Source organism: Rheinheimera sp. (genome assembly GCF_030690345.1).
Classification (GTDB): domain Bacteria; phylum Pseudomonadota; class Gammaproteobacteria; order Enterobacterales; family Alteromonadaceae; genus Alishewanella.
The window spans coordinates 830,370-856,475 of record NZ_JAUYGV010000007.1 but is presented as its reverse complement, the minus strand read 5'-3'; the positions used below and the strand labels follow the sequence as shown (position 1 = coordinate 856,475).

Below are 26,106 nucleotides of genomic sequence, written 5' to 3'. Positions count from 1 at the left end.
TCTTTACTGCTGCTCCGTTAAGCTCACATGCGGATGCACCCTGCCAGACCAGGCATTGATAGTAGCCTTTACCAGTGACGCCAGCGGTATAGCAAAGAAAATCCCCCAGAAGCCAAACAAACCACCGAAAAACAGCACGGCAATAATAATAAACACCGGATTTAAATCCACCGCTTCGGAAAACAGCAACGGCACCAACAAATTGCCGTCCAGCGCCTGGATAATGCCATACGCCAGCATTAAATAGCCAAACTCAGCGGTAGGCCCCCACTGAAAAAAGGCCACCAGGGCTACCGGTAAGGTTACCACTGCCGCCCCGACATACGGGATCAGCACCGACAGCCCCACCAACACGCCGAGCAGTAGTGGATAATTCAGGCCGAACAGCGCAAACACCGAATAGCTGCAGGCGCCGACAATCAGAATTTCCAGAATTTTGCCGCGAATATAGTTCATGATTTGCGCATTCATTTCATGCCATACCTGGGTGATCAGCTTGCGCTCGGTGGGCAACAATTGCACGAAACTGCTGGTCAGTTGCGCTTTATCTTTCAGCATAAAAAATACCATCAACGGCACCAATACCAGATAAATCAGCAAGGCTACCAAATCGACAATTGACGCCAGCGACAACTGCAGCATATTGGTGCCGAACCTCATCAAACGCTCATCAACCGAATGCATTAAGACGTTAATTTGCTCAACACTCACCACGCCCGGAAAAGATGCCGGTAACTCCAGCAAATAAGCTTTACCCTGCTCTATCATCTGCGGCAAATCCCGCAGCAGGTTGCGCCCCTGGTACCAGACTATCGGAATTAACCACATTAAGGTTAAGGTCGCCACGCCGATAAAAGCTGCCACCACCAGCACAGTACTGACTGCCCGCGACAGCCCGAGCTTGCCCAGCCGCAAAACCGGCCACTCCAGCAAATAGGCAAACGCAATGGCTACCAGTACCGGCGCCATAATGCCGCTTAGCCAGTAAATTGCCATAAAACCGATAAGCAGCAACAAAAACAGCGTGACGACCTGAGGATCAGAAAACTTATTGGTGTACCATTTTTTTAACCAATCCAGCATGTGTCTGAACTCCAACCTATGCAAAAAGTGCTAACTGACGAAAACAACCGCAAGTATACCCATGATAACGGCTAATTTGGCGCTTAACACTCTGTCGCAACAAAATATATGTTAAATTAGCACGGCTTTGCTGACGGAACTAATCAGCGCAAAACCAGACAAAGTCTGCATTAGCGGTCAGACCAATCATTAGAACAGGGTCAGGTGTTTTTGACATGAGATTCTCTGCAGTAACAAAACCTTTGGCGCTGTGCCTGTTAGCAACAGGTATTCAGCTGTTACCCGCTACGGCCTTTGCCGTTTTGCCCGATCTGGGTGGTAATGCGTTCAGTACCATTACACCGGAAAAAGAAAAACAACTGGGCGATGTGATGATGCGCCAAACCCGTGGCAGCCTGCCGATGGTGTACGACCCGTTATTGGACGAATACATTAATTCATTGGGTAATAAGCTGGTAGCGCGCGCTAATGATGTGAAGTTTCCGTTTAAATTCTATTGGGTTGACGACAAGAACATTAACGCTTTCGCCACCCTGGGCGGTAATGTTACCTCACACACCGGTACCCTGGCGGTGGCAGAAAGTGAAAGCGAATTTGCCTCGGTAATGGCGCATGAAATTGCCCACGTTACCCAGCGCCATATCGCCCGCTTTGTAGAAGCACAAAGCCAGAAAGCCCCGTTAACCCTGGCGGGGGTCCTCGGTGCTATAGTGCTCGCAACAGTAAACCCGGAAGCCGGTATGGCAGCAATGATGGCAACCCAGGGCGCTGCCCAGCAAAGCGCTATTAACTTTACCCGTAGCAACGAGCAGGAAGCAGACCGTATTGGTATGCAAATATTATCTGAAGCTGGTTTCGACCCCCACGCAGTACCGAATTTTTTCCGTAAACTCGCCGAACAAAGCCGCTTTGTGAACCAGCAATTATCGTTTTTGCAAACCCACCCTTTGTCACAAAGCCGCGTCAGTGATACGCGAATGCGTGCTGAGCAATTTCCACAGCGTTTTGTGCCCGATAGCCAGGATTTCACCCTGAGCAAAGCCAGAGTGATGGCCAGGCATCAGTATGATAAAAAAGATGCTGAAGTGATATTTCGTAAGATGCTCAGCGACCCGGGCGGCAATACCCGAGCTAATCAGTATGGCTTAGCCATAGCCTTATTAGATAACGGCAAACCGGAACAGGCCCGTAAGTTAATAGAGCAGTTGCTGGCAAAAGATGAACACAATCTTTACTACATTGATGTGTACACCGATATCTTGCTGGCGCAAAAAGAGTATCAGCTGTGTTTAGAGATGCTGGAACAGCAATATTTGCTGCGGCCGAATAATCAGGTGGTTACCCTTAACTATGCCAATGCGGCGTTAAAAGCCAATGCCAACCGGCTGGCTATTCATCTGTTAAAAAACCTGCTGTTCTACAAAAATGACAGTATTCTGGCTTATGATATGTTGTCTGAAGCCTATAAAGCCGCCGGTGACCTGGCCAAATTTTATGAAGCCCGCGCTGATCTGCGCTATCAGTTGGCTAACTACCCACTGGCCATTGACGATATAAATGAAGCACTTAACCACTTAAGACCGGAAGAAAAGCTGGAAAACCGCCGGCTGGAGGCGAAAAAAGTGCAACTGCAAACTGAATTTGACCGGCTGCGCCGCATGTAGCCGGCCCGGATAATACCGCTTACAGGACATCATTATGTTAACGATCTACCATAACCCGCGCTGCTCGAAAAGCCGTGAAACCCTGGCCTTACTGCAACAACAGTCGCAGCCGTTTCAGGTTATTGAGTACTTAAAAACACCGCCGACGGCGGATGAATTGCGCCATTTACTGCAGTTGCTGGGGCTTAACGCCCGCCAGTTACTGCGCAGCAAAGAAGACGAATACCAACAGCTGGGGCTGGCCGATAGTACGCTGAGCGAGCAGCAACTGATTGCCGCTATGGTGGCACAGCCTAAGTTAATTGAACGCCCCATAGTGGTATATGGCAACAAAGCCGTTATCGGCAGGCCGGCCACTAATGTACTGAACATTCTGCCATGAGCGGTTATGTGTTGGTGCTGTACTATTCGCGCCATGGTGCCGTTGCCGCATTAGCAGACAAAATTGCCATAGGTATCCAGCAAGCCGGAGCTGAAGCCCTGGTGCGTTGCATTCCGCCACTGGACAGCAGCGTTGCCAGCCGCCATGCGTTAGTTACCCTGGCCGAGCTAAGTGCCTGTGATGGCCTGGCATTTGGCAGCCCGGTGCGTTTTGGCAATATGGTCGCCGATGCCAAAGCATTTTGGGACGGCACCACCAGCTTGTGGCTCAAAGGCGAATTAATTGATAAACCGGCCGGGGTATTTACCTCATCCGGCAGTATGCATGGCGGCAATGAAGCCACCTTGCTAAGTATGAGCCTGCCATTGTTACATCATGGTATGCTGTTAACCGGTATCCCTTACAGCGAACCGGAACTGCACCAAACAACCAGCGGTGGCACGCCGTACGGTCCAAGCCACGTCAGCGGCCATCACGCAGATAATAAACTCAGCGTTGATGAGCAGCGCCTCGCCATTGCCTTTGGCAAACGACTGGCCGGTTTAAGCCGGCAGCTAAAACAACACAGGTGTTAAAGATGCAACACAGCAGTACTATTGCAATGTCAGCCAAAACCGCCCGCTATCTGCTGCTGGGCCGGTTGGGCTTTTTCGGTTTGTGGTTACTGCAACCACTGTGGATCTTATGGTTGGCACCACCGCAACTGGGCAGTGCTTATACCTTGTTAGCTGTGCTGTGGTTACCCTTGTGGTTTCCGCTGTACGGTATGCTCAAAGGCCACGCCTATACATTGGCCTGGGCTAACTTTATTGTGATGATTTATTTTTTGCACAGCCTGACCAATTTGTGGGTCAGCACCGGCATACAGCAATTTTTGGCGGTTTTGGAATTACTGCTGGCCAGCATGATGTTTATCGGTTGCACCTACTATGCCCGCTACCGCGGCCAGGAGCTGGGCTTAAAAATCCCCAAACTTAAAGATGATCCGCGTCGTTAACACATTACTCCGCGACAATGCGGCCGGTGTAAAACGTCAGCCGGCGCTGAATAAAACCACTTTGCACCATCCGGCTCAGAGTGGCATTCAGCTGCTGCGCACCGGTTGCGTCATGCCGGCTTAAACCACAATACACGGCCGGTGGTGCAGACCATAGCGGGTCGGCCGCAAAACTGTGATCTCCGGTTGTGTTTACATAAAAGTGGTATGACAAATCTACCGTCATCACCACATCCAGCCGGCCCTGTTTTAACCTGAGCAAATTACTTTCCAATGAGTGAGCATCATCACGTATTACATCACCGGAGCGAAACACCTGCTCCAGCTCCGGATAGGTAAAACCACGGCTGGTACCTACCCGTTTACCGGCTAAATGCTGCACCGCAGCAACAGGTTCGGCCTGGCGCAGTCGCACCAACAACTGTTGCGTATTAAACAGTGCATCAGTCCACAGTAGTTGCTCCGGCTGTGATACCCAGTCCGGATTTAAAAAACAGGCTATTTCAGCTTCGCCCTGCAATAGCCAGGGCTCAACCCGGGCGCGGGGTAAATTTAAATACAACACCGGCCGGTTTAGCTGCCGGCCCAACTCATCGATAATGTCTTTACTTAAGCCGGCTTGCAGTACCTTATCGGCATTAAAAATAGCATAAGGCGGCGTATTGGAGTCACTGACAACGGCACGGATAGGAGCAGTATTACCGGCAACCGGCAGCGCAGCCAAACACAGTAATATCAGGCACAATTCGCGCATCAAGTCCCTCATATCCTTGCCCGGTAGCGGCTGGTTTAATCTGCATTAATATCAGCCTAGTCGCTTTCCTCCAGCCATTCCACTTTTTCTATCTGGCTGAACCTGCTACTGATTTTATGCGCCGAGGTATGGATCTGTTTCACATCTGTGGCAGCCTGATCGATATGTTTAGCCAGATTATCAAAGCGGCCACGAAAGCGATCAAAATCCTCCGCCAGTTTAATTAAATGTTCCTGAATAAGGTGAATTTGCCGCCGTGTGGCATCATCTTTCAATACGCTGCGTGCCGTGGTAAGCACTGCCATTAAGGTGGTCGGCGAGGTTAACCACACCCGCCGGCGGTAGGCCTCTTCGACAATATCGGCGTGATAAGCATGCAGCTCGGCAAAAATAGCCTCGGCCGGTAAAAACATAATGGCGCCGTCGGCGGTTTCATTGGCAATAATGTATTTGTCGGCAATATCATTGATATGCTTTTTAATATCGAGCTTAAACTGGCGCTGTGCTTGTTTGCGCTCTTCAGCACTATATTGCGGATCGGTCATCTTTTTATAGCTTTCCAACGGAAACTTGGCATCAATCGCAATATCGCCACTGGGTTTGGGCAAAAACAACATGCAGTCGGCAATACGACCATTACTCAGGGTATGTTGCAATGAAAAGTGCTGCTCCGGCATGACATTACGAATAAGCGCGGTTAACTGCACTTCGCCAAAAGCGCCACGCGAGCGTTTATCGGCCAACACCTCCTGCAGGCTGACAACGTTGGTGGACAGCTCGGTAATTTTCTTTTGTGCATCGTCAATCAATGCCAGCCGTTTAACGATATCGGTGAAGGTTTGGTTAGTCTTCTCAAAGCCTTCACTTAAGCGCCGCTCTACCTGGCCGGCAATGTCTTTTAAACGCTGATCAATGCTCTGGGTTAGTTGCTTCACCTGCTCGGCCAGCATGATGGCCTGCTGTTGCAGATTTTTGCTCAGTTCAAACCTGGCAGCCTGCTGCGTCTCGGTAATTTTCTGCAATACCTGCAGTAAATGCTCCTGCTGCTGTTGCTGCAGCTGCTGGCGCTGCAGATGCAACTGCTCGAGTAATTGTTGCTGAAACCTGCCCTGTTGCTGCACCAGCTCCAGCTTATGCTGTGCCAGTTGTTCTGCCAACCCGGCCCCCGGGGCGCGGCGCAACAATTGCACTAACAATAAAATCAGGTTCAGGCTTAGCAAAGCCGTGATCAAATAAATAAAGTGTTGTGTCGACATAAAACCTCTGTGCCGGCAAACCATTGCCGGTTGCTTTGCGTATAACGAAGCACTATACAACTTTATCAGCAGCACTATGAAACAACTGGCGTTATTTCCGTTAAACAGTTTTATCTTACCTGAGGGCCGTATGCGCTTGCGGATCTTCGAGCCCCGCTATGTGCGTTTGATCAGCGAAGCCAGCGCCGGCAAGCGCGATTTTGCCCTCGCCCAAATTAACCCTTATGTCAGCCAGCAGCATCCGGATCGCATTTTGCCACTGGCGACACGGGTGTGCATTGAAGATTTTGAACAGCTCGATGATGGTTTACTGGGTATTACCATCGCCGGCATAGAAAAAGTACAGATAGCACAGCGCTGGCAAGAAGCCGATCAGCTGCATGTGGCACAGGTGCAGCCGCTGGATAATTGGCCGGCGCTGCAACTTGATGCCGGCTACCAACCGCTGATGCTTCAATTACAAAAATTGCTGCAACAGCAACCGGCTTTACAACAACTTTATCCCAGCCCGAAATACAGTGATGCTACCTGGCTTGCTTCACGTTGGTTGGAACTGCTGCCCATGCAGCCGGCACTGAAGCAGCGACTGGCGTTGGAAGACAGCCCCGCCCCGTGTCTTGACAGCTTACAAGCCTGGATGTCGTATCATGCCTGAGATTTTACTACCCGGTCATAAGCGGCCTGCTCGTCATCGGTAATAATGGACACCACTTGCCAACTACCTTGCAGGGCTTGCAGTGTGTACGAGGTATGGCAGGTAAACATCACTTTGCCGCTATTGTCATAAAATCGCCAATACAGGCTGACAAACTGCAGCTGGTCAGACAAGCGTAACTGATGCTGCAGCACAAAATCGGCCGTTGCCACACCCAAAGCACGATACTTGGCCACCTGCCCCAGCACATGCCGGTGCAGACCTTCTGTATCAGTCAGCAGGGTTTTGCTGTCGCCTGCTAACAATAAGCTGGGTAACGAGATAAGCTTTTGAAATGTATCAAGCTCAGAGTTTATATAGGCTTTGGCATAGGTTTGAAAAAAATGCTCTACGGTTTGCATCAGCTGATCCCTAAATATTTATGTACCTGCACACTTAGGCGCCAGTTATGTTGTTTGCACATCGCAATGGCCAGTTCTGTTGCCCGGCGCTGCTGGCTTATCGGCTGCAGGTAAATCAGCTTAGCTTTAACATCAGTATGTTGCAATAACTGCAACAGCTCGTCGATATGCTTTTGCATCGCCACCGGATGCTTAATTTCATTAGCGCGATCCAGCGCACTTTGCAGCACCTTGTAGCCGCCGGCCATATTCACCTTCGGCGATACCGTTACCCAGGTTTGCGCCGGCGCTTTAATCTCAAAGGTGCCACTGGTTTCAATTTGCGTGCTGTAGCCCTTACTGTGCAAAGCCTCACACAGCGGGTTTAAATCATACATACAGGGCTCACCGCCGGTGATCACCACATGTTTTGCCTGGTAACCTTGTTTGGCAAACAGCGCCAACAACTCCTCGGCACTAACACCGGCCCAGTGCTCAGTCTCTGCGGTTTTAATGACGATATCACCCAGTGACTGGCGCAGTTCGCCCTTCACTTCCCAAGTATGTTTAGTATCACACCAACTGCAACCCACCGGGCAGCCCTGTAAGCGGATAAAAATGGCCGCGGCACCGGTAAAACTACCCTCACCCTGGATGGTTTCAAAAACCTCGTTAACTTTATACACTCTGTGCTTTGCCCTTTAGCCTGCGGCTGAATTACTGTACAATGCGCGCCCCCGCCTGGCTTGGCGGGTAAAGTCGCAAAATTTGAGCTGTATTATACAAGAGAGAGCCTGCTATGCCGAACAAAGTTGTGGTGATTTATTCCGGTGGGATGGATTCCTTCACCGTATTACACAAAGCGGTTCAGGCCGGCCATGATGTGTATGCCTTGTCGTTTAACTATGGTCAGCGCCATGTAAAAGAGCTGCAATGCGCGGCACAGGTGTGTCAGGAGCTGGGCATCAAGCATAAAATTGTTGATATCTCTGCTATTAACCAGCTTTTAGCCGGCTCGTCGTTAACCGATGATATTGACATTCCGGAAGGTCATTATGCCGCCGACAATATGAAATCGACCGTGGTGCCTAACCGTAATATGATTTTATTATCTTTGGCAGTGGGTTATGCCGTGTCATTGGGTGCCAATCAGGTGTATTACGGCGCGCATTCAGGCGATCACTTTATTTACCCGGACTGCCGGCCGGAGTTTGTGCAAAAAATGCATGACGTTTGCCAGATAGCTAACTACGAGCCGGTAGATATTATCAGCCCGTACCTGGCACAAACTAAAATTGAAATTCTCGCCGATGGCCTGGCCATGGGACTGGATTACAGCAAAACCTGGACTTGTTACAACGGCCGGGAAAAAGCCTGTGGTAAATGCGGTTCCTGTCAGGAGCGGCTTGAAGCCTTTACGCTGAATAACACCACCGACCCGCTACCATACGAATAAACTCACTAACAGATAATCAGACCGGTCGTTTAAAACGAACCGGTTTGCCCACGCCAACACGCCGTAAACCCATCCCTGGGGGCTCGTCTCAGCCCGTCCGGGGCTTCAACGGTTGGCTTAGGGCAAACCGATTCTCACTTAAGTTATCTGCCCGATAAATCAGTTTTTTTGTTTTCAGGCCGCACTAAACAAGCTCTGGTGCAGCTGTTTAACTACCGCCGGCGCGTCAGCATCCTGCACTAAAAAGCACAGGTTATGCTTAGATGCACCGTGGCAAATCAGCCGCATATTAATGCGCTCCAGCGTATTAAATAAATCACCGGTAATGCCTTTGCTGCTGTGCAGATGATTGCCGATAACCGCTATCAGGCTTAAGCCCTGCTCTACCGACACTTCACAAAAACTGCGCAGTTCCGTCAACGCCGGCTCTACCGAAGCACTAAAGGCGCTGGTCATGCCGCCTTCGTCTAAGGTTAAGGCTACACTGATCTCTGAAGTGGTAACTAAATCTACAGAGATCTGGTGCCGGCTTAAAATATCAAACACCCGGGTTAAAAAACCGGCGGCGTGCAACATGGCCGGGCTTTTTACCGTAATTAAGGTTTGTGATTTGCGCAGTGCAATAGCGCGATAAGGCGGGCGCTCTTTTACCTCTTTGGCAATCCAGGTACCGCCAGCTTCAGGCTCGCGGCTGGAGCCGACAAAAACACCGATATTACGCCGCATTGCCGGTATTAACGTCGCCGGATGCAGCACCTTGGCACCAAAGGTGGCCATTTCCGCCGCTTCATCAAAGCTGATTTCTTTAATGCAGCGCGCCTGTTCTGTTAAGCGTGGATCGGTGGTAAAAATGCCCACTACATCGGTCCAGATTTGCACTACAGCAGCACTTAACGCCTCAGCCAACAGCGCTGCACTGTAATCTGAACCACCACGGCCCAGGGTAGTGGTTTGGCCTACCTCATCCGCGCCGATAAAGCCTTGGGTAACCACCACGTTATCGGCCAGCAGCGGTTGTAATTGTATTGCGCACAGCTCACTTATCTGGCTGATTTGCGGCTCGCCTTTACCAAAGCGGCTGTCGGTACGCATTACCCGGCGCGCATCAAAACATAAGCCGGCGGCGCCACGCTCACGCAGCACCTGAGCAAACAATACCGAGCTTAAGCGCTCACCAAAGGATTGAATTTCATCTTTATGCGCAGCGCTGTATACCGCACCACTTTGCTCTATCAGCTGTTTTAATGCCGACAACAACTGATCGATATCCGTAGCTACTGTATCGGGCTGCTGCAAACGGTTTAGTACGGCCAACGTAATACGCTCAATGCCCTGATAGCAAGCATAGCGTTCTGTTACATCGGTATGTTTGGTGATATCGACCAGCAGGTTGGTTACGCCGGAACTGGCGCTGACCACTACTAAGCGAATGGCTGGTTCAGCCAGGATAATGTCGGCGCAGCGCGACATTGCATCGAAGTCTGCGACACTGGTGCCGCCGAATTTTGCAACAATAAGATTGGACAAGGGTGCCTCTCCTTATAAAACATAATAAGCAGAGCATGGCATTTGCTAACAGCAAAACGAGAATGGCACAGATAGCTTCTGTAATTTCTGTAAACTGTAGTTAACAAAGGCCAGAAGCTCTCCACCGGAATTCAGGTGACAGTCGTAAGGATTCAGCCTTAACGACCGGGACAGGCAGCTCTATAACTGCATCTCCCTCGGCGTTAGTCCCCCTCGTTCAGGCTGCGATGTATAGACATCTGTCCGGAACTACCTGGCTAACGCACCTCTTCTGGTCTATCAGATTTGATTGACGGGCGACACCTTATCCTGTTTTTGCCATTCAGGCAATAGCCTTTTAGCCGTCTAAACAGTTCTTTTATTCCGATAAAGCCCGTTGCCGCGTCTGCCAGCGCTTATATTTGAGCGCTATGGTAGCGGTTTAAGCTGAACAAATCCTTAGCAGCAATGAAATAAATCAGTAGTTAAGGTTAATTTTTTTAAGCATAGCGACAAAGGCATCCATATCGGCTTCATTAGCCGCGTCGCTGTGCCATTTATTATGGAACCCCAGGGTTAATTGCACCTTGCCATTGCTAAAATACACTTCATAACCATCAAAGCCGGAATTCACCGTAATGCCATCCAGCTCAAAGCCGGCGCCCAGCTCATTATTAATAGCGCTGCCATGTTGTTCTACTTTGCCAAATACACTGAGTAGAAATTTGCCATCCAGTTCGTTTTGCATTGCTAAGCTCCTGTCGTCGTTAGCTTAAGAGTAACACCGGTTTGCAGCTAATACGCGCAAAGGTTATAGTCCGGCGCAGTTATAAGAACAATAAGGCGAAATATATGCACAAAACTTTAGTTACCACCGCTGTTGCCCTGACATTTTTTGCGGCCTCTGCCACTGGCAATATTGTTCAGGACGCGCCATTGGTGTCTATTGCCAGCCAGGATGCGTATTTTAATAACTTGCGCGCGCACTGCGGTAAAGCCTTTGAGGGCAAAGTGGTGATGGATAATCCGAAAAGCCCGGGCTTTGATGGTCGTTTAGTCATGCATGTACGTAAATGTACTGACAGCCAATTACAGATCCCGTTCCATGTTGGTGATAACCATTCCCGCACCTGGATTATCACTAAAACCGGTTCAGGCCTGAGTTTAAAGCACGATCACCGCAATAAAGACGGCAGCCATGATGTGTCTACCATGTACGGCGGCCACACTTTGGATGCCGGCTGGCCTACTGTGCAAAGCTTCCCGGCCGACCAATATTCAAAAGAGCTGTTTGTCAGCCAGGGCATACCGGCGTCCAATGGTAACACCTGGCAAATGTATATTTACCCGCAAACGTTCAGCTATCGTCTGGTGCGTGATGGCCGCGAGTTCCGCGTTGATTTTGATTTAACCAAACCGGTAGCCCTACCACCCACGCCCTGGGGTTATCAGGACTAAGCGCATTTAAGTCGCGACCACTTTACTGGTCGCTGGTTTTTACTTGCGTTAAGATAAATGGCTTTTAATACCGAACGCTGAGACAACAGCGACATATAACGATAAAAACCACGGAGTGACTATGATTACCCTTTCAAGGTTTACGCTACTGGCCGGCGCACTGGCTACAGGCGCCCTGCTTAGCGCCTGCTCTGAGCAACCTACCGACGTTAAAACGGCAGAAGCACCACAACCTGCCGCTGAACAAACCGAATTAAAACTGACCGAAGTTAACCCGCGTTTAGGCGAATATATTAAAACCCTGGCCTCAGACGAGTTTCAGGGCCGCGCCCCGGCGACTAAAGGCGAAGAGTTAACCGTGGCCTTCTTAGAAGATAACTTTCGCCGTATCGGTTTAAAGCCGATAGACGGCGACAGCTATAAACAACCGGTATCACTGGTGCAGATTGACCCGGTGCAGGTATCTGCTATGAGCTTAAAAGGCGATAAATTACCGGCACAGTTTAACTATCGTGACGATATGACCGCCTGGACTACCCAGGTAACCGAACAGGTTGATGTGACCGACAGCGAAATGGTGTTTGTCGGCTACGGCATAGTGGCACCGGAATACGGCTGGAACGACTACGAAGGCCTGGATGTAAAAGGCAAAACTGTAGTGATGTTTGTTAACGACCCGGGCTTTGCTACCCAAGACCCTAATCTGTTTAACGGCAACGCCATGACCTACTATGGCCGCTGGACCTACAAATATGAAGAAGCCGCCCGCCAGGGTGCAGCGATGGCGCTGGTGATCCATGAAACCGATGCCGCCAGTTACGGTTGGGGTGTGGTCGCCCATGGCTCACCGATTAAATTTGATTTAATCAACGAAAACAAAAACATGGACCGCGCTAAAGTAGAAGGCTGGGTCACCACTGAATCGGCCGAAAAGCTGTTTGCCAATATCGGTACCGATTTAGCCACTATGCACAAAAAGGCGCTGCAAAAAGACTTTGCTCCGGTGCCGCTTAATGCTACCGCCTCTGTCAGCGTAAAAAACAACCTGCGTGAGCTGACTTCCAGCAACGTGGTAGGTTATATCGAAGGCAGCAAATATCCGGACGAATATGTGCTGTATATGGCGCACTGGGATCATTTAGGTATGGATTTTTCCAACCCGGATAACAAAGTATTTAACGGCGCCCAGGACAATGCCTCCGGCACCGGTGGCTTACTGGCACTGGCCGAGCACTTTACGCAGCAGGCAAAGCCGGAGCGCTCAGTGGTATTTGTAGCAGTAACGGCAGAAGAGCGCGGTTTATTAGGCTCGGCCTGGTATGCGGCCAACCCGGTATTCCCGCTGGAGAAAACCGTGGTTGGTATTAATATGGACGTGATGAACGTGTACGGCCCGATGAAAGATATGGTGATTGTTGGCCTGGGTAATAACAACGCCGAAGATATTTTAATTAAGTACACTGAACAACAAGGCCGTTATGCGGTGCGCGAGCACAACCCGGAAGCCGGTATTGCCTATCGCTCAGATCACTTTAACCTGTCGAAAAAAGGCGTGCCTATTTTGTATGCTAAAGGCGGTAATGACCACTTTGAAAAAGGTGCTGATTGGGGTAAAGCCCAGCGCGCCGAATACAATAAGTGCTGCTACCACAAAGTGGGCGACGAGTGGAATGACGACTGGGACTTACGTGGTGCTCAGCAAGACTTATTCCTGTTTTATCAGGTAGGTAATGAGCTGGCTAACAGCCGCAACTGGCCAAACTGGAATGAAGGCAACGAGTTCCGTGCGCTGCGCGATGCATCGGCAGAGGCGCGTAAAGAGTAACTTGTGGCAAGTAACAAGTAACAGTAATAAATAATATCAGGGCAGCTCAGGCTGCCCTTTTTTATGTCGCTGCCACACACAGGGCAGCAACGTGGTATATTCATTGTCTATTCAGTACGTTCGGCTTAGTGTCCGCTTAACAACCTAAAGGATTACCTATGCGCTGGTGGCTCAAAACGCTGCTTACAGGCTTGGCACTGTTACTGCTGTTAACAGCCGGCGCATATTGGTACCTGCAAAAAACTCTGGCCACCCTACCGCTGCACAACCTGCAGTATCAGATCAACAGCCTGGGCTTGCGTCAGATAGCATTTAGCAGTGTCAGTTTTAACCTCGACAATCCCAAACTGCATGTACAATTCAAAGATATTAACCTGAGCTGGCAATGGCTGAATACCAAACTAACCCGGGTACAACTTGGCAGCGGCGATATCAGTTTGCTGGCCTGGCCACAGGCTAACGCTGACAATGCTACTGATGGCAATACTGAAGATGCTGCAATAAACAAACTCAGTTTGCCTGCCAACTGGCAATTGCCTGACATGCTGCCGGCTAAGATAGATGTCACTCAGTTGGCTTTGCATTTGCCCTGCAGCCAAAACCGTTGCAGTTATCTGTTATCGGCCGCACTGAGTAATAGCACGCAACAATTGCAGTATCAGTTAACACTGGCTGACAGTAACAGCCCGGATACAGCACGTTTAACTCTCAATGGCGATTACCGCACGGTACAACAACTGCCACTGCTGAACGCCAGGCTTAATCTGGATAACAGCACCCGGTTACAACTGCGCCAGCAATTAAGCGCACAAGATGGCATTAATGCCAGTGGCGAGCTGACACTGGATATCGCGCCACCCTCGCCGTGGTTAGTACAACAACTGAAAATGTGGCAAATCGGGCTGCCGGCCCGGGTCGCAGATCAAGCCTTAGCGCAATTTAGTGCGCCGGTGTCCGTGCAAAGCAACTGGCAACTGCAATTACCGGCAACCACAGATTTAGCCGTTATAGCGGCGCAAGCCACTGGTAACTGGCAACTTAGCGCCAACCTGCCCTCAGCGTTAACCTTACCGGGTATCGGTCAATTACAGGGTACAGTAAACGCAGAGCTTGGCCTGGACCATGGTGAGTTAAGCCGGTATCAGCTTAATGCGCAGTTGGCGCTGCACCAGCCGCAGCTACCGCAACAGGCGCAGCAATATGGCCTGGCCGCAGAGCAGCTGCAAATTAACATCACGGCCGATGGCCAAAGCCAGCCACAACTTACCGCTCTGCCGCTCAGTATCAGCCTCACCAGCCTGGGAGATACAGCGCTAACCTTCAATGCCGGTGCCACGCTTAACCTGACACCACCTTTTAGCGCCGCCGTGCAAAATGCCACTCTGGCGTTAACACAGCAACAACTGAGCCCCGCCGCCGGTACAGTAGTGGATACGCTAACGCTAAACAGCCGTTTTAACGCTTACTGGCTGGCAGACCGCTGGCAACTGGACCTGCTAAACACTGAGGCCCATATTGCACAGCTGAAAACTGCCGATATACAGGCACGTGATATGCGCCTTGCCACTCCGTCCGCCCGCTTTAGCGGCGACAGGAGCTTGAGCAATGTTAAGCTGCAAACTGATCTTAGCCTGAGCCTGGCAGAGCTGATGCATGCGCAGCTAAAACCGCTTAGCTGGCAGTGGCAAGGTACGCTTAGCGGCACAGCAACGGCATTTAATATAGACGGCAAGCTCAGTAACAGCGCCAGCCTTGGGCTTGGCCATCAGCTGCAGTATACACCTGAGCAGACCCGGCTTAACTGGCAGTTAGACGATACTTTTTTGCTGGCCGGTAACCCGCTATCAGCAACATTAACCGCCTGGCCGGCACTATTGGAATTTAACCGCGGCCGGCTGGCAGCAACAGGCGAGCTCACGCTGTTACCGGCTCTTGGCGCACAGGCAACATTAAGCCTGTCCGGTGTCAGCGGTATTTATGATCGCAGCCTGTTTAAAGACTTAGCCGCCACACTGCAACTGCAGTACCTGGACGATAAGCTGCAATTGGATATGAGCAAGGCCAGCCTGGCTGAAATTCAGCATGGTATTACCGCCGGGCCCCTAACACTCAGTGCACAGTACCTGGCTGACAGCGATACGCTAAGCAGCGGCAAACTGGATATACAACAGTTGCAGCTGCAAGCGATGGGCGGTCAGGTGCGTATGCAACCACAATTACTGGATTTGGCGCTGGCCGAACAACAGCTGCAACTTGAGTTGCAGCACATCGATATCAGCCAGTTGCTGCAACAACACCCGACAACAGATTTAACCGGCAACGGCCGCATTTCCGGCACCATTCCGCTGCTGCTTGGCCGCAGTGGTGCCAGCGTAACGGATGGCAATATTGCCGCAGAGAGCCCGGGCGGTAAGCTGCAATATCGCCCCCCTACCGCGCAAAGTATGGCCGCAAGTAATCAGGGTATGAAGGTAGTACTCGAAGCGCTGGACGATTTTCATTACTCGGTGCTATCCAGTAAGGTCAGCTATGATACCAACGGTAAGTTAGTGCTGGCGCTTAACCTGCAAGGCAGAAATCCGGCGCTGGAAGCCGGCCGCGCTATTAATCTGAACATTAATCTGGAAGAAGATATTCCGGCGCTTATCACCAGCTTACAACTTAGCAGCCAAATCAGTGACAAAATAAAGCAACGAGTCCAACAACGGTTACAACAGCAAGGCGCTAACAACGCCAATGGAGCACAACCATGATACAACAACTAAGCGCGGCAGCAGCGCTGGCCCTGTTTCTGGCGGCTTGCACCCCCAAGGTACAGGTAGCGTTGCCGGCCGAACCGATAAACATTAATCTGAATGTAAAAATTCAGCATGAAATTTATATCAAGGTCGACAAGCAGCTGGACGAATTATTCAGCGATGACAGTGGTTTATTCTGAGGAGCACATTATGAAACTGATTAAAAACATCAAGATGCTACTGTTACCGGCCCTGTTTGCGCTAAGCCTGCCGGTACTGGCAATGAATTTACAACAAGCCATGGCAGCACTGGGCCAGGCTAAAGCACAGGGGCTGGTGGGCGAACAAGCCAATGGTTACCTGGGTGTGGTGCAAAACAGTAGCAATGCGGCCGACATCGTTAAATTAATTAATGATGCACGCCGTGCCGAATACGCCAGGCTGGCACAGCAAAATAATATTGCCGTGGCCGATGTAGAAGCGATGGCCGGTAAAAAGGCGTTAGAGCGCACCAGTTCAGGCCATTTTATTCTGCTGGACGGCAACTGGGTGCAAAAACGCTGAGCGGCGTAAATAAAATACATCTGCGCGACACAGTATCGGCTATGCTGATATTGTCTTGCTCAGTGGTTAATTTATGTCTTTGAATAAAATCATATTCAGCGCTTTGTTGTTGCTAAGCTGTGCCTCACATGCACAGCCGCAGCAGTTTGATCAACTGGTGCAGCAGATTGAAAGTGGCCAGCGTTACTTTTTCAGCATTGCCGATTATCAACGCGCCCTGTCTGAGCTTGAAGCGGCGCTGCCGCCGGATGATACGCAGCGGCAACACCGGCTGGATCGCTTACGTTGCCAGCTGGCTTATGCCGGCGACCCTGCCGCCGGTATCGCCTACAGTGACGTTAAGATACAACAAGCAAAAGCGCGTAACGACCCGGCCGCGCTAGCCGATTATTACACCTGCCGATATTATTTGTTCAGCCAGTCCGGCGACAGCAACCGGGCTGAGCACAGTGCGAAAAAAGCTCACGACGCCGCCAAAAACAGTGAAAGCCCGCTGAGTATTGCTATCAGCCTGGCGCTGCTTGGCGACATAGCCTCATATCGGGGCAACTATGCCGATGCGATGGAGCACTATGTTACCGCCTATCAGCTGCAACGTGGCCTGGGCTATAAGCCCTACCTCAGCGATCTGGTGCTGTCGATTGCCGCCACCTACCGTCGCATGGGATTGTATCAGGACGCACTGAATTATATACAGCAGGCCGAGCAGGAATTCACCGCACCGGACGAGCAATTCCGCCACGCCCTGATTATGCACGAAAAAGCCTATTCTCATGCTGAGTTGGGCCGTTACGATCAGGCGCTGGAATTCTTTCAGCAATCGATGCAGGTTTATCAGCAAATAAAGGAGCCGCTGTGGCGCAGCTACACTAAGGTGAACCTGGTGTGGATCCACAACTTGTTGCAGCAATATCCCAAAGCCTTAACCCTGGCCGCAGAAGCTAAAACCGAGCTGGCCACCCTCAATGCGCCCGACTTATCTACCCTAACCAGCTACAAAGGCTTACTGGCGATGTACCACGGTGAAACCCTTACTGCAGTTAACCGTACAGAGGCAGCACTGGCCAGTTTTGACGAAGCACAGCACTACCTTAGCGCAGAAAGCAATCCGCGTTATATGCTGATGCTATATGCCGCCAGAGCACCGGCCGAAGCCGCCGCCGGCAACTACCAACAGGCTCATGCTTTATTGGCGCGCTATATCGCGTTGAATAAACAACAGCAGCAACTGGCTAAAGAGCAACAAAGCAATATACTGCGTTTTCAGTTCGACTCCGCCCGGCAGCAGGAGCGGCATAATCAGCTGGCGGCAGAGAAAAAGTTAGTTGAGCAACATGTCAGCACCTTACAATTGGCACAGCGCTGGCAATATGCTGCCTTATCACTGATCGCGCTGTTATTAATCATTTTGTTCAGTTTTGCCTTATCGTTAAAACGGCGTAACCGCCGCTTGCACCGCCTTGCCATGACCGACGAGCTGACTAACATCGCCAACCGGCGCCGTATTATGATGCAAGCTGAGCAAGAGCGGGTAAAAGCCATTGATACCGCCGCGCCACTAAGTTTCCTGATTCTGGATCTGGATCACTTTAAACAGGTGAACGACCGTTTTGGCCATGATGTCGGCGATACCGTGCTGCAGCAAATGTGCATGACTGTATCGGCCATGTTGCGCCAGCAAGACCATTTTGGCCGCACCGGTGGCGAAGAGTTTCTCATTGTGCTGCCCGATACAGCACAAGACCAGGCGCTGGCCATTGCCGAACGTTTACGTCAGGCCATTGCCGCCATCAGCTTCGCCGACAGCCCGCAGCCGCTGAAAATCACCTGCAGCATCGGTGTGTCGCAGTATCAACCGGACGAGGCATTAAATATCAGCCTGGCACGGGCCGACGATGCCTTATATCAAGCCAAAGCAGACGGCCGCAACAAAGTGGTGGCCGGCCAGGGCACGACTTTAGTCTAATGGCCTGACACATTATTTTTTTGTACTATGCTTACCCTACCGTTACCCTAACTATAACAACACCTTACAGAGGCCTCTGATGAATGCCATTTTTTTGATGTTGATGGGGCTTGGTGCTATGGCACTGGGCTATTTTGTCTACTCTAAGTTTATCTGCGAAAAAATCTTTAAAGTTGATCCTAACTTTCGCACCCCCGCGCATGAAATGCAGGACGGTGTCGACTATGTGCCTACCAATAAATACATCCTGTGGGGCCACCACTTTACCTCTGTTGCCGGAGCTGCGCCTATTATCGGCCCTGCTATCGCCGTGATCTGGGGCTGGGTACCGGCGTTTTTATGGGTGGTGTTCGGTACTATTTTCTTCGCCGGTGTACATGATGCCGGCGCTATCTGGGCCAGTAGCCGCAATAAAGCCAAATCTATCGGTGCTTTAACAGGCGATATCGTGGGTAACCGCGCCCGCAGCATCTTTATGATTGTGATTTTCCTTGTGCTGTTAATGGTAAACGCGGTATTTGCCGTGGTTATTGCCGGCCAGTTAATTAGCTTCCCCAGTGCCACTATTCCGGTATGGGGCGCTATAGTAGTGGCGCTGATTATCGGCCAGTTAATTTACCGTAAAAATATGAGCCTGCTGTTGGTCACCATCGTTGGGGTAGTTGCCCTGTACGGCATGATCTACGTCGGCCCTATGCTGCCACTGGCGCTGCCGGAAATGGTTGGCCCGCTAAGCGATAACCAAAGCTGGATTATTTTACTGTTTGTCTATGCGGCTATTGCCTCACTGCTGCCGGTGTGGATGCTGTTACAACCACGCGACTATATCAACGGTATTCAGCTGTTTATCGGCTTAATTCTACTGTATGGCGCAGTGCTGATCTCCGGCCCGGATGTGGTAGCTCCGGCGTTTAATAATGACGTTCCGGAAGGCACGCCATCACTTATTCCGCTGCTGTTTGTTACCATTGCCTGTGGTGCTATCTCCGGTTTCCACGGTTTAGTCTCCAGCGGCACCACCTCCAAGCAATTAGATAAAGAGCCGGATGTGCGTTTTGTCGGTTACTTTGGCGCCGTAGGCGAAGGTTCATTAGCCTTAGCCGCCATTATTGCTGCCACCGCCGGTTTTGCTACGCTGGCCGACTGGCAAGCCATCTACAGCGGCTTTGGTAAAGGTGGTGTATCAGCCTTTATTACCGGCGGTGCTAACATATTGCAGGCCGGTATTGGTCTGGATACCGTGCTGTCGCAAACCCTGTTAACGGTAATGGTGGTATTATTTGCCGGTACTACCATGGACACCGGTCTGCGCCTGCAGCGTTATATTTTCCAGGAATGGGGCAGTATTTATAACATTGGCTGGATGCAAAAGGCTGCACCGGCCACTTTGTTAGCGGTCGGCTCCTGTTTACTGCTGGCCTTTGGTGCCGGCGGCGATGGCTCAGGTGGTTTAATGATTTGGCCACTGTTTGGTACCACTAACCAGTTACTGGCCGGTTTAACCCTGTTGGTCATCACGGTAATGTTGGTAAAACTGCGCCGACCAATGTGGTATACGCTGGCGCCGTTAATCTTCCTGCTGATCATGACCACGCTGGGTTTATTAATTCAGCTTAAGAGCTTCTACGACAAAGGCGACTGGTTCCTGTTTACCATGGACTTAATTGTTCTGGTAGCGGCAATACTGGTATCGCTGGAATGCAGCTCGGCATTAAACAAACAACTTAAAGCCAACAAAGCGAATCCCGCTGCTGAAGAAGCATGAGTTTAGACAAGTTTAAGGCCTGGTTCCGCCAGGCCAGCTTTTACGCTGAAGAAGCCTATAACGCGCCCTATCGCAGTGCGATAGCGCGTGCCAAACGTGAGCAGGATGATTTATTTATGCTGCTCATTTTTTCCGAGATGATGGGTGTACCCAACCCCGCCAGTTATTACACCCTCGAGTTGCAACCCTTATTAATGGAACGCTTTCATGACTGGCATATCCGCATGGGCATGGAGCACTCGCCACTGGACAACGTTAAATGCTGTTAACCGATAAACGCGTGCTGCTGATTGGCGGTAAAGGCGGCGTGGGCAAAACCACCACCTCCTCTGCACTGGCCCTGCTCGCCGGCAGCCGCGGCAAAAAAGTATTGTTGGTGTCGACCGACCCGGCGCACAGCTTAGCCGATGCCTTTGACCGTGACATCGGCGATAGCATTACGCGGCTGGCGCCTGATGTAGATGGCTTAGAGCTGGATCCGGATCGTGAAGTAGAACAGCACCTGGCCAGAGTCACAGCACAGTTAAAGCGCTTTACGCGGCCGGAAATGTTCAGCGAAATTGAACGCCAGATGCGCTTAACCCGGCAATCGCCCGGCGCCCAGGAAGCGGCCATGTTAGAACGCATCGCCAATGTCATCGAACTTGGGTTGAAAGATTACGATATCGTGATTTTCGACACTGCCCCCACCGGCCATACGCTGCGGTTACTCAGCCTGCCGGAAGCCATGGCAGCCTGGACTCAGGGCCTGCTTAATGCAAATAAACGCTCGGAAAAACTCGGTGACGTGCTGGGCCATTTAACCCCCAAAGCCGGCCGCGATATCGACAACCCGCTGGCCGATCCTAATCAAAATGCCACCGCCGGCATGGATGCGCGCAATAAAGCCATAACCGAAACCTTATTGGCACGCCAGCGCTTATTACAGCGCACCCGTGAGATATTAACCGACGCCGATCGCACTGCCCTGCTGTTTGTGTTAACACCGGAAAAACTGCCAATATTAGAAACCGGCCGTGCCGTGCAAAGCCTGCAGCAGGAAAAACTGCCACTGGCCGGGCTGGTAGTTAACCGCATTTTGCCCGACAACGCCGACGGCGCTTTTCTCGCCGCCCGCCGTACTCAGGAAAAGGTGCATTTAGCCCAGATAGAGCAGGATTTTGCTAAACTACCGCGTTACAAGGTACCGCTGCAAGCCACCGACATTCAGGGGCTGAACGCCCTGCAGCATATGGCAACCTTGCTGGAACAAGCCGGTTTATAACCGGCTCAGGTTTTAGCTGTACTGTGCCTTTGCGGGCATTATTTTAGCGCTACACCGCCAACTTCTGTTACCGTGGCCGCACCGGCCCGGTCAATAATTTTAACCAACACCGACTGAATCGTTTCATCCTGGCGCACATCCGTCCGGGCAGAAAAACTCTGCTGCTGCGGCGCAGCGCCCTCTGCTGATACAAAGGTCACCACCACTTCCGTAGCGCAATCAGCCGTTTTACCAAAGTAAGCTAAAGTAAGATGCGGGTAGCCTGCAAAGCCCTTTGTCAGCTGTTTTGCGATACGTTTTTTCGCTTTATCTAAATTCATTGTCGCTCCTGATATTTATTCTTGGTTATAGCTGCCTGAGCGTGTTTAACCAGTGCTACGCCTGGCCCACAGCGCAAACAAGGACGCGCTGGCGAACATCAACAAGCTGTAAACACTGGGTGCTATCGACATAGCGGAGTTTTGTAAAATACCGGTAGTGATAAGTAGCGCCAGGGTGCCATTTTGCAGCCCTACTTCCAGGCAAATGGTGCGGGCCTGGTTCTCGTGCTTAAGCAGCCATTTAGCCAGGGCATAACCCAGCAACATGGTACTGAGGTTAAGCAGCAAGGCCGCCGGCCCGGCTTTTGCCATATAACGCCACAGCTCATCGCCTAAATCGAACGCGATACTGATAATTAACAGCACCAGTACGATGATGGAAAATTTGCTGATATAAGGCTCTGTCGCTTTGGTAAATGCCGGCCATTTTGCCCGCAGCAACATACCTACTAACACCGGAAATACGCTGACGATCATTAATGTCAGCCAGGTGCGAAATACCGGCAAGTGCAAATTTGTTTCAGCGCCGGCATAAAAGCCTATGGCCCAGGCCGCCAGCAGCGGAATAGTAAAGGGCGTAATAAAACCCACCACGGCGGTAAGTGACACTGACAAGCCAACATCGGCTTTACTCAGGTAGCTGTAAAGGTTTGATGTAGTGCCGCCCGGGCACAGCGCTAAAATAAACAGCCCTATCGCCAGTTCGGCCTGTAAATCAAACAGCGCAATAACCGCAATAGCGGCCAGTGGCAGCAGTAACAGCTGCGCCAGGGCACCGAGTACAAAGCCTTTGGGGGCGAGAAATACACGGGAAAAATCTGCCACGCGCAGGCTCATGCCCACGCCGGTCATGATCAGGATCAGCGCTATCGGTAAACCAATTTGGGTAAGGGTTGCAAACATATCACGGCCTGCGGGATAAAAAACACCACGTTACCCTATAACGCGGCAACAGACAAAGTACATAAATACAATAAGATGTCGTACTGCCGGCAGCGCGTGTTACAGCGGCAACACTTCTTTTGCGCCCGGCCACAGCTGTTGCAACTGTTGGCGAAACAGCTCAAGGTTGCCACTGGTGTAAAATATGTCGCTTACGCTGTTACCGGGCTCCTTATTTCCGGGGTCTTTGTTTAAAGGAGCCGCCAACAACTGAGCCTGCAGTAAGCGCAGCTGCAGCTGTTTCGCCACAGCGGCTTCAGTGCGGATAATCGCCACTGCGGGCCCGGCAATAGCGGCAATGCTATCGGCGACAAAATTATAGTGCGTACAGCCCAATACCAGGGTGTCGGCGCCTTTTTCCAGCAAGGGGTAAATATAGCTTTGCAGCAGCGCCTGCATCGGCGCGCCGCTAAAATCCATTGTTTCTATCAGCTGTACCAGCTGCGGGCAAGGTTGTAATTCAATGCGGGCCTGGCCGGCAAAGCGCTGCGCCAAATTGGCAAAGGCCGGGGTTTGCAAGGTGCGCGGCGTGGCCAAAATACCCACTACCCCGGTTTTACTGGCCAGCACCGCCGGCTTAACGCCGGGCTCTACACCGATAACCGGCAGCGGGCACTGTGCTCTTAGTTTGGTAATAGCGGCAGTGGTGGCGGTATTACAAGCTACCACTATGGCTTTAACACCTTGCTGTTGCAGGCGCTGGCTAATCAGCTGCATGCGCTGGTAAATATAGTCATCGGTTTTTTCGCCATAGGGCGCATGGCCGGTGTCGGCAACGTAAACAAGGCTTTCATTTGGCAGCAGTTCACGCACTGCGCAGGCAACAGAAAGCCCGCCGATGCCGGAGTCGAAAATACCTATTGCAGCTGAATTAGCCATAGCGTGCCCGTTACTGTTTAAAGCCGGCAAATTAGCATATTTCGGCTGGCTTTTTCTGCCATCTGCGGATAAAAACCGGCATAAAAATAAGCAAGCCAGCAACGCGGCGGCCAATACGGCAAACAGCAGCCAGGCCTCTGTAGCTTCTAACACCCATAACGTAAGGCCAGACAGCAACAGCCAGAGCATCGGAATAACCGCAGTAAGCAGTAAGCGCCAACCGCGCAGCAGCATAAGTACCAGCCCCAGGGTGATAATAGCTGTGGGGTCAGCATGGATACCAAACACCTGCGCCTGCCAGCCACTACCGCCGCCAAACAGTGCCATCAGCGGCTGGATAACCAGGCCGGTAACTGCGATAGCGATACCAATAACAGCAGGCATTTTAGCCGGTGCAACCTTGTTAAAACCTGCGCCGGTTAACCCCAGCCATAGCAGCACTATGGCCTGAGCAAAAAAAGCATAAGCAATATAGTTAGCAGCCCAGTTAAGCTGAGCATAGTGCTGTATAAAAAACACCACGGCCACCCAAGCCCAAACCGGTGCAATTAACAGACACGCCAACCGGCCACGCTGCTCATATTTCCGTACAAACAACGCCAGCACAAGGGCAGCTGCGCCCAGTGCCAGGCTGAGTAGATGCAGCGGCCACCAGCTTTCATTTATGCGCTCCAGCAGGCGAAAATACACCTCCGCACTAAAAGGAACAAAATCCTGCAGTTGGTAGCCGGTAAAGCTATTCATACGGCTTCTATAAAGCGCGCCATTTGCTTGCGGCCGTTGGCAGAGGGCATGGGGTTAAGGCCGGCGCGCATATTTTCCTGCAAATGCGCAAGCTGCGTGGTGGCGGGAATGGCGCAGCTAATAGCCGGGTGGCTGACAATAAACTTCAGCAAAAACTCTGCCCAGCTAGTGCAGCCATGTTCTGCCGCCCAGCCGGGCAAACGCTCACCACGGCGTTTCAGGCTTTTAATCAGGTTACCGCCGTTGTAAGGCCGGTTGGCAATTACCGCTATGCCCTTCTCTGCGGCCAATGGCAACAGCCGCTGTTCTGCTTCGCGCTCAACAATGTTGTAAGTCAGTTGCACAAAGTCGATGTCTTCTGCAGCCATAATCTGTTCCACCTCACGGTGGCGACGGCCATGTGAGGTGGTAATACCGATATAGCCCACCTTGCCGGCGGCTTTTAACTCACGCAGTACCGCCAAATGCTCACGCCAGTCGCTCAGGTTATGTACCTGCAGTAAATCAAATTGCGGAATATTCCAGCGCCGTTGCAAATCGGCTACCTGCCCAAGCGTTGAACCACCGGCCGGGCTCCAGATTTTTTCGGCGGCAAACAAGCTGTCAGCTATATCTGACTGTACTGCACCGGGCTTTGCTGTATCTAACTGCGCTAAGGCATGCCCCATTACATCCGGTGCAGAGCCATACATAGGCGAGGAGTCAATCAGGCCGCCGCCCAGCTCCAGAAAGGTTTTTACCAGTTCAGTGCGCGCCGCCAGTAACTTAGGGTCGTTACCCACATTAAAGGTGCGCCAGGTGCCCATGCCAATAACCGGCAGGGATTTATTGCTACCGGGAATAGTTTTCTGCAAAGGCCCGCCGCCAGCGGCAAAACCAGGCCATGCCGGCAATAAACCGGCCGCCATAGCGCCAGCCAGTAGTTTAAGGCAGTGTCTGCGGGTTAAGCGATGCTGCATGGTAACGCCCCTTCAGATCATTCCTGCAAGGCACGGTATGGTGCCAGGCAGCAAAATAAAGCATACCAGCACAGCCATGCAGTTACCAAACCAGGGCTATGGGGGGGAGCAGGCAAAAAAGTTAATCTATTACTTTTCTTTGCTGGCAGGATAATTAACGCCAGGAAAACTACCGGCCAGCTCTTCCTCCAGTAAATTCAGTTTTTTACTGGCATCGCTATCTGATAACCCTTGATCACGCACTTCACGCAGTATTGCTATCAGCCTACGGCGGTAATCCCAATGCCATTCACCACGCTGTTCCCACTTAAATGTGCGCTGAAATAGCAAAACAAAGGCCGGAATAGCTGCAATAGCTGCTGTGAGCTTGGGCTGGTTATCACCAAATATCTGCGCAAAAGCCGGGTAACTGCTTGCCACAACCACCAGCAACAACAGAAGATGATTAAGTACAAAGTCAAATTTGGAGTAGCGATAGCGGGCTTTTACTTCACTTTCTATTTCTGCAACAACGGCACTTTTCTCGTCCATCAGTCAGTTCTCGTTAAC

The 26,106-nt window shown here is 51.3% G+C and carries 27 protein-coding genes and 1 riboswitch; of the genes, 15 read left to right on the top strand and 12 right to left on the bottom strand.

Annotated features, from left to right (window positions below; genetic code table 11):
• Nucleotides 1-3: 3 nt before the first annotated feature.
• A complete protein-coding gene (locus Q8O77_RS14755) occupies nt 4-1,083 on the bottom strand; it encodes an AI-2E family transporter (protein ID WP_305554725.1) in 1,080 nt (359 codons plus the stop codon).
• A 215-nt stretch (nt 1,084-1,298) separates the two neighbouring features.
• On the opposite strand from Q8O77_RS14755, the gene Q8O77_RS14750 reads away from it, so the two are divergent.
• The 4 genes from Q8O77_RS14750 to Q8O77_RS14735 are packed head-to-tail and all read left to right on the top strand — an operon-like array spanning nt 1,299 to nt 4,126.
• On the top strand, nt 1,299-2,747 hold the full coding sequence (locus tag Q8O77_RS14750; RefSeq protein WP_305554722.1) for a M48 family metalloprotease: 1,449 nt from the start codon (nt 1,299-1,301) through the stop codon (nt 2,745-2,747).
• Nucleotides 2,748-2,781: 34 nt separating this feature from the next.
• Entirely contained in the window at nt 2,782-3,129 is a 348-nt protein-coding gene (gene arsC, locus Q8O77_RS14745; protein ID WP_305554718.1) for an arsenate reductase (glutaredoxin), read from the top strand.
• A complete protein-coding gene (gene wrbA / locus Q8O77_RS14740) occupies nt 3,126-3,704 on the top strand; it encodes an NAD(P)H:quinone oxidoreductase (RefSeq protein WP_305554715.1) in 579 nt (192 codons plus the stop codon). Before arsC ends, wrbA begins: the two co-directional genes overlap by 4 nt.
• 2 nt (nt 3,705-3,706) lie before the next feature.
• Nucleotides 3,707-4,126 (top strand): DUF2069 domain-containing protein, encoded by a 420-nt coding sequence (locus tag Q8O77_RS14735; protein WP_305554712.1) that lies wholly within the window; start codon nt 3,707-3,709, stop codon nt 4,124-4,126.
• A 4-nt stretch (nt 4,127-4,130) separates the two neighbouring features.
• Here Q8O77_RS14735 and Q8O77_RS14730 read toward each other — a convergent pair whose 3' ends face one another.
• Complete coding sequence (locus Q8O77_RS14730; protein ID WP_305554709.1) at nt 4,131-4,892, bottom strand: ABC transporter substrate-binding protein; 762 nt, start codon at nt 4,890-4,892, stop codon at nt 4,131-4,133.
• Between the two features lie 44 nt (nt 4,893-4,936).
• Nucleotides 4,937-6,136 carry a DNA recombination protein RmuC gene (locus tag Q8O77_RS14725; RefSeq protein WP_305554706.1) on the bottom strand — a complete coding sequence of 400 codons (1,200 nt, stop codon included), beginning with the start codon at nt 6,134-6,136 and terminating at the stop codon, nt 4,937-4,939.
• A 76-nt stretch (nt 6,137-6,212) separates the two neighbouring features.
• On the opposite strand from Q8O77_RS14725, the gene Q8O77_RS14720 reads away from it, so the two are divergent.
• Nucleotides 6,213-6,791 carry an LON peptidase substrate-binding domain-containing protein gene (locus Q8O77_RS14720; RefSeq protein ID WP_305554703.1) on the top strand — a complete coding sequence of 193 codons (579 nt, stop codon included), beginning with the start codon at nt 6,213-6,215 and terminating at the stop codon, nt 6,789-6,791.
• Here the strand turns inward: Q8O77_RS14720 and Q8O77_RS14715 are convergent.
• Together Q8O77_RS14715 and queE are read right to left on the bottom strand one after the other, a co-directional pair.
• Nucleotides 6,782-7,192 (bottom strand): hypothetical protein, encoded by a 411-nt coding sequence (locus Q8O77_RS14715; protein ID WP_305554700.1) that lies wholly within the window; start codon nt 7,190-7,192, stop codon nt 6,782-6,784. The two genes, Q8O77_RS14720 and Q8O77_RS14715, sit on opposite strands and share 10 nt — an antisense overlap.
• Nucleotides 7,192-7,857, bottom strand: coding sequence for a 7-carboxy-7-deazaguanine synthase QueE (gene queE, locus Q8O77_RS14710; RefSeq protein WP_305554697.1), 666 nt, complete (start codon nt 7,855-7,857; stop codon nt 7,192-7,194). Before queE ends, Q8O77_RS14715 begins: the two co-directional genes overlap by 1 nt.
• 113 nt (nt 7,858-7,970) lie before the next feature.
• Between queE and queC the strand changes: the two genes are divergently transcribed.
• On the top strand, nt 7,971-8,627 hold the full coding sequence (gene queC, locus Q8O77_RS14705; protein ID WP_305554694.1) for a 7-cyano-7-deazaguanine synthase QueC: 657 nt from the start codon (nt 7,971-7,973) through the stop codon (nt 8,625-8,627).
• Between the two features lie 174 nt (nt 8,628-8,801).
• On the opposite strand, the gene lysC is transcribed toward queC, so the two are convergent.
• Both lysC and Q8O77_RS14695 read right to left on the bottom strand, forming a co-directional pair.
• The gene (gene lysC, locus Q8O77_RS14700) at nt 8,802-10,154 is read right to left on the bottom strand and encodes a lysine-sensitive aspartokinase 3 (protein ID WP_305554691.1); all 1,353 of its coding nucleotides are present in this window, start codon (nt 10,152-10,154) and stop codon (nt 8,802-8,804) included.
• Between the two features lie 106 nt (nt 10,155-10,260).
• A riboswitch (Lysine riboswitch) is annotated at nt 10,261-10,433 on the bottom strand.
• Between the two features lie 178 nt (nt 10,434-10,611).
• The gene (locus tag Q8O77_RS14695) at nt 10,612-10,881 is read right to left on the bottom strand and encodes a DUF3081 family protein (protein ID WP_305554688.1); all 270 of its coding nucleotides are present in this window, start codon (nt 10,879-10,881) and stop codon (nt 10,612-10,614) included.
• Nucleotides 10,882-10,985: 104 nt separating this feature from the next.
• Here Q8O77_RS14695 and Q8O77_RS14690 point away from each other — a divergent pair, with 104 nt between their 5' ends.
• The 9 genes from Q8O77_RS14690 (at nt 10,986) to Q8O77_RS14650 (ending at nt 21,713) form a co-directional block, all read left to right on the top strand.
• Entirely contained in the window at nt 10,986-11,591 is a 606-nt protein-coding gene (locus Q8O77_RS14690) for a hypothetical protein (protein ID WP_305554685.1), read from the top strand.
• A 121-nt stretch (nt 11,592-11,712) separates the two neighbouring features.
• Nucleotides 11,713-13,416, top strand: coding sequence for a M28 family metallopeptidase (locus tag Q8O77_RS14685; RefSeq protein WP_305554682.1), 1,704 nt, complete (start codon nt 11,713-11,715; stop codon nt 13,414-13,416).
• Nucleotides 13,417-13,574: 158 nt separating this feature from the next.
• Nucleotides 13,575-16,169 (top strand): YdbH domain-containing protein, encoded by a 2,595-nt coding sequence (locus Q8O77_RS14680; protein ID WP_305554679.1) that lies wholly within the window; start codon nt 13,575-13,577, stop codon nt 16,167-16,169.
• A complete protein-coding gene (locus tag Q8O77_RS14675) occupies nt 16,166-16,354 on the top strand; it encodes a YnbE family lipoprotein (RefSeq protein ID WP_305554676.1) in 189 nt (62 codons plus the stop codon). Before Q8O77_RS14680 ends, Q8O77_RS14675 begins: the two co-directional genes overlap by 4 nt.
• Nucleotides 16,355-16,364: 10 nt before the next feature.
• A complete protein-coding gene (locus Q8O77_RS14670; protein WP_305554673.1) occupies nt 16,365-16,718 on the top strand; it encodes a YdbL family protein in 354 nt (117 codons plus the stop codon).
• A 73-nt stretch (nt 16,719-16,791) separates the two neighbouring features.
• Nucleotides 16,792-18,684: a tetratricopeptide repeat-containing diguanylate cyclase gene (locus Q8O77_RS14665; RefSeq protein WP_305554670.1), complete on the top strand. Its 1,893-nt coding sequence runs from the start codon at nt 16,792-16,794 to the stop codon at nt 18,682-18,684.
• Between the two features lie 79 nt (nt 18,685-18,763).
• Nucleotides 18,764-20,449: a carbon starvation protein A gene (locus tag Q8O77_RS14660; RefSeq protein ID WP_305554667.1), complete on the top strand. Its 1,686-nt coding sequence runs from the start codon at nt 18,764-18,766 to the stop codon at nt 20,447-20,449.
• Nucleotides 20,446-20,718, top strand: coding sequence for a cory-CC-star protein (locus Q8O77_RS14655; RefSeq protein WP_305554664.1), 273 nt, complete (start codon nt 20,446-20,448; stop codon nt 20,716-20,718). The genes Q8O77_RS14660 and Q8O77_RS14655 overlap by 4 nt, the downstream gene beginning before the upstream one ends.
• Nucleotides 20,709-21,713: an ArsA family ATPase gene (locus tag Q8O77_RS14650; protein WP_305554661.1), complete on the top strand. Its 1,005-nt coding sequence runs from the start codon at nt 20,709-20,711 to the stop codon at nt 21,711-21,713. Before Q8O77_RS14655 ends, Q8O77_RS14650 begins: the two co-directional genes overlap by 10 nt.
• A 38-nt stretch (nt 21,714-21,751) precedes the next feature.
• Here the strand turns inward: Q8O77_RS14650 and Q8O77_RS14645 are convergent, their stop codons facing one another.
• From Q8O77_RS14645 to Q8O77_RS14625, 5 genes are all read right to left on the bottom strand, one after another.
• Nucleotides 21,752-22,033 (bottom strand): hypothetical protein, encoded by a 282-nt coding sequence (locus tag Q8O77_RS14645; RefSeq protein WP_305554658.1) that lies wholly within the window; start codon nt 22,031-22,033, stop codon nt 21,752-21,754.
• A gap of 45 nt (nt 22,034-22,078) precedes the next feature.
• Nucleotides 22,079-22,936 carry a bile acid:sodium symporter family protein gene (locus Q8O77_RS14640; protein ID WP_305554655.1) on the bottom strand — a complete coding sequence of 286 codons (858 nt, stop codon included), beginning with the start codon at nt 22,934-22,936 and terminating at the stop codon, nt 22,079-22,081.
• 99 nt (nt 22,937-23,035) lie between these two features.
• A complete protein-coding gene (murI, locus tag Q8O77_RS14635; RefSeq protein WP_305554652.1) occupies nt 23,036-24,598 on the bottom strand; it encodes a glutamate racemase in 1,563 nt (520 codons plus the stop codon).
• Nucleotides 24,595-25,557, bottom strand: coding sequence for an aldo/keto reductase (locus Q8O77_RS14630; protein ID WP_305554649.1), 963 nt, complete (start codon nt 25,555-25,557; stop codon nt 24,595-24,597). Before Q8O77_RS14630 ends, murI begins: the two co-directional genes overlap by 4 nt.
• A 129-nt stretch (nt 25,558-25,686) precedes the next feature.
• Nucleotides 25,687-26,088 carry a hypothetical protein gene (locus tag Q8O77_RS14625; RefSeq protein ID WP_305554646.1) on the bottom strand — a complete coding sequence of 134 codons (402 nt, stop codon included), beginning with the start codon at nt 26,086-26,088 and terminating at the stop codon, nt 25,687-25,689.
• Nucleotides 26,089-26,106 lie beyond the last annotated feature (18 nt).

What these genes read in the sequence shown, in the direction of transcription:
- Q8O77_RS14685 (WP_305554682.1), top strand. Translation starts at nt 11,713, where the DNA reads ATGATTACCCTTTCAAGGTTTACGCTACTGGCCGGCGCACTGGCTACA.
- Q8O77_RS14755 (WP_305554725.1), bottom strand. Translation starts at nt 1,083, where the DNA reads ATGCTGGATTGGTTAAAAAAATGGTACACCAATAAGTTTTCTGATCCT.
- Q8O77_RS14625 (WP_305554646.1), bottom strand. Translation starts at nt 26,088, where the DNA reads ATGGACGAGAAAAGTGCCGTTGTTGCAGAAATAGAAAGTGAAGTAAAA.
- Q8O77_RS14725 (WP_305554706.1), bottom strand. Translation starts at nt 6,136, where the DNA reads ATGTCGACACAACACTTTATTTATTTGATCACGGCTTTGCTAAGCCTG.
- Q8O77_RS14730 (WP_305554709.1), bottom strand. Translation starts at nt 4,892, where the DNA reads ATGAGGGACTTGATGCGCGAATTGTGCCTGATATTACTGTGTTTGGCT.
- Q8O77_RS14670 (WP_305554673.1), top strand. Translation starts at nt 16,365, where the DNA reads ATGAAACTGATTAAAAACATCAAGATGCTACTGTTACCGGCCCTGTTT.
- Q8O77_RS14720 (WP_305554703.1), top strand. Translation starts at nt 6,213, where the DNA reads ATGAAACAACTGGCGTTATTTCCGTTAAACAGTTTTATCTTACCTGAG.
- Q8O77_RS14630 (WP_305554649.1), bottom strand. Translation starts at nt 25,557, where the DNA reads ATGCAGCATCGCTTAACCCGCAGACACTGCCTTAAACTACTGGCTGGC.
- Q8O77_RS14650 (WP_305554661.1), top strand. Translation starts at nt 20,709, where the DNA reads ATGCTGTTAACCGATAAACGCGTGCTGCTGATTGGCGGTAAAGGCGGC.
- Q8O77_RS14735 (WP_305554712.1), top strand. Translation starts at nt 3,707, where the DNA reads ATGCAACACAGCAGTACTATTGCAATGTCAGCCAAAACCGCCCGCTAT.
- Q8O77_RS14690 (WP_305554685.1), top strand. Translation starts at nt 10,986, where the DNA reads ATGCACAAAACTTTAGTTACCACCGCTGTTGCCCTGACATTTTTTGCG.
- wrbA (WP_305554715.1), top strand. Translation starts at nt 3,126, where the DNA reads ATGAGCGGTTATGTGTTGGTGCTGTACTATTCGCGCCATGGTGCCGTT.
- Q8O77_RS14645 (WP_305554658.1), bottom strand. Translation starts at nt 22,033, where the DNA reads ATGAATTTAGATAAAGCGAAAAAACGTATCGCAAAACAGCTGACAAAG.
- queC (WP_305554694.1), top strand. Translation starts at nt 7,971, where the DNA reads ATGCCGAACAAAGTTGTGGTGATTTATTCCGGTGGGATGGATTCCTTC.
- Q8O77_RS14665 (WP_305554670.1), top strand. Translation starts at nt 16,792, where the DNA reads ATGTCTTTGAATAAAATCATATTCAGCGCTTTGTTGTTGCTAAGCTGT.
- Q8O77_RS14660 (WP_305554667.1), top strand. Translation starts at nt 18,764, where the DNA reads ATGAATGCCATTTTTTTGATGTTGATGGGGCTTGGTGCTATGGCACTG.
- arsC (WP_305554718.1), top strand. Translation starts at nt 2,782, where the DNA reads ATGTTAACGATCTACCATAACCCGCGCTGCTCGAAAAGCCGTGAAACC.
- Q8O77_RS14695 (WP_305554688.1), bottom strand. Translation starts at nt 10,881, where the DNA reads ATGCAAAACGAACTGGATGGCAAATTTCTACTCAGTGTATTTGGCAAA.
- Q8O77_RS14750 (WP_305554722.1), top strand. Translation starts at nt 1,299, where the DNA reads ATGAGATTCTCTGCAGTAACAAAACCTTTGGCGCTGTGCCTGTTAGCA.
- Q8O77_RS14715 (WP_305554700.1), bottom strand. Translation starts at nt 7,192, where the DNA reads ATGCAAACCGTAGAGCATTTTTTTCAAACCTATGCCAAAGCCTATATA.
- Q8O77_RS14640 (WP_305554655.1), bottom strand. Translation starts at nt 22,936, where the DNA reads ATGTTTGCAACCCTTACCCAAATTGGTTTACCGATAGCGCTGATCCTG.
- Q8O77_RS14655 (WP_305554664.1), top strand. Translation starts at nt 20,446, where the DNA reads ATGAGTTTAGACAAGTTTAAGGCCTGGTTCCGCCAGGCCAGCTTTTAC.
- Q8O77_RS14675 (WP_305554676.1), top strand. Translation starts at nt 16,166, where the DNA reads ATGATACAACAACTAAGCGCGGCAGCAGCGCTGGCCCTGTTTCTGGCG.
- Q8O77_RS14680 (WP_305554679.1), top strand. Translation starts at nt 13,575, where the DNA reads ATGCGCTGGTGGCTCAAAACGCTGCTTACAGGCTTGGCACTGTTACTG.
- murI (WP_305554652.1), bottom strand. Translation starts at nt 24,598, where the DNA reads ATGAATAGCTTTACCGGCTACCAACTGCAGGATTTTGTTCCTTTTAGT.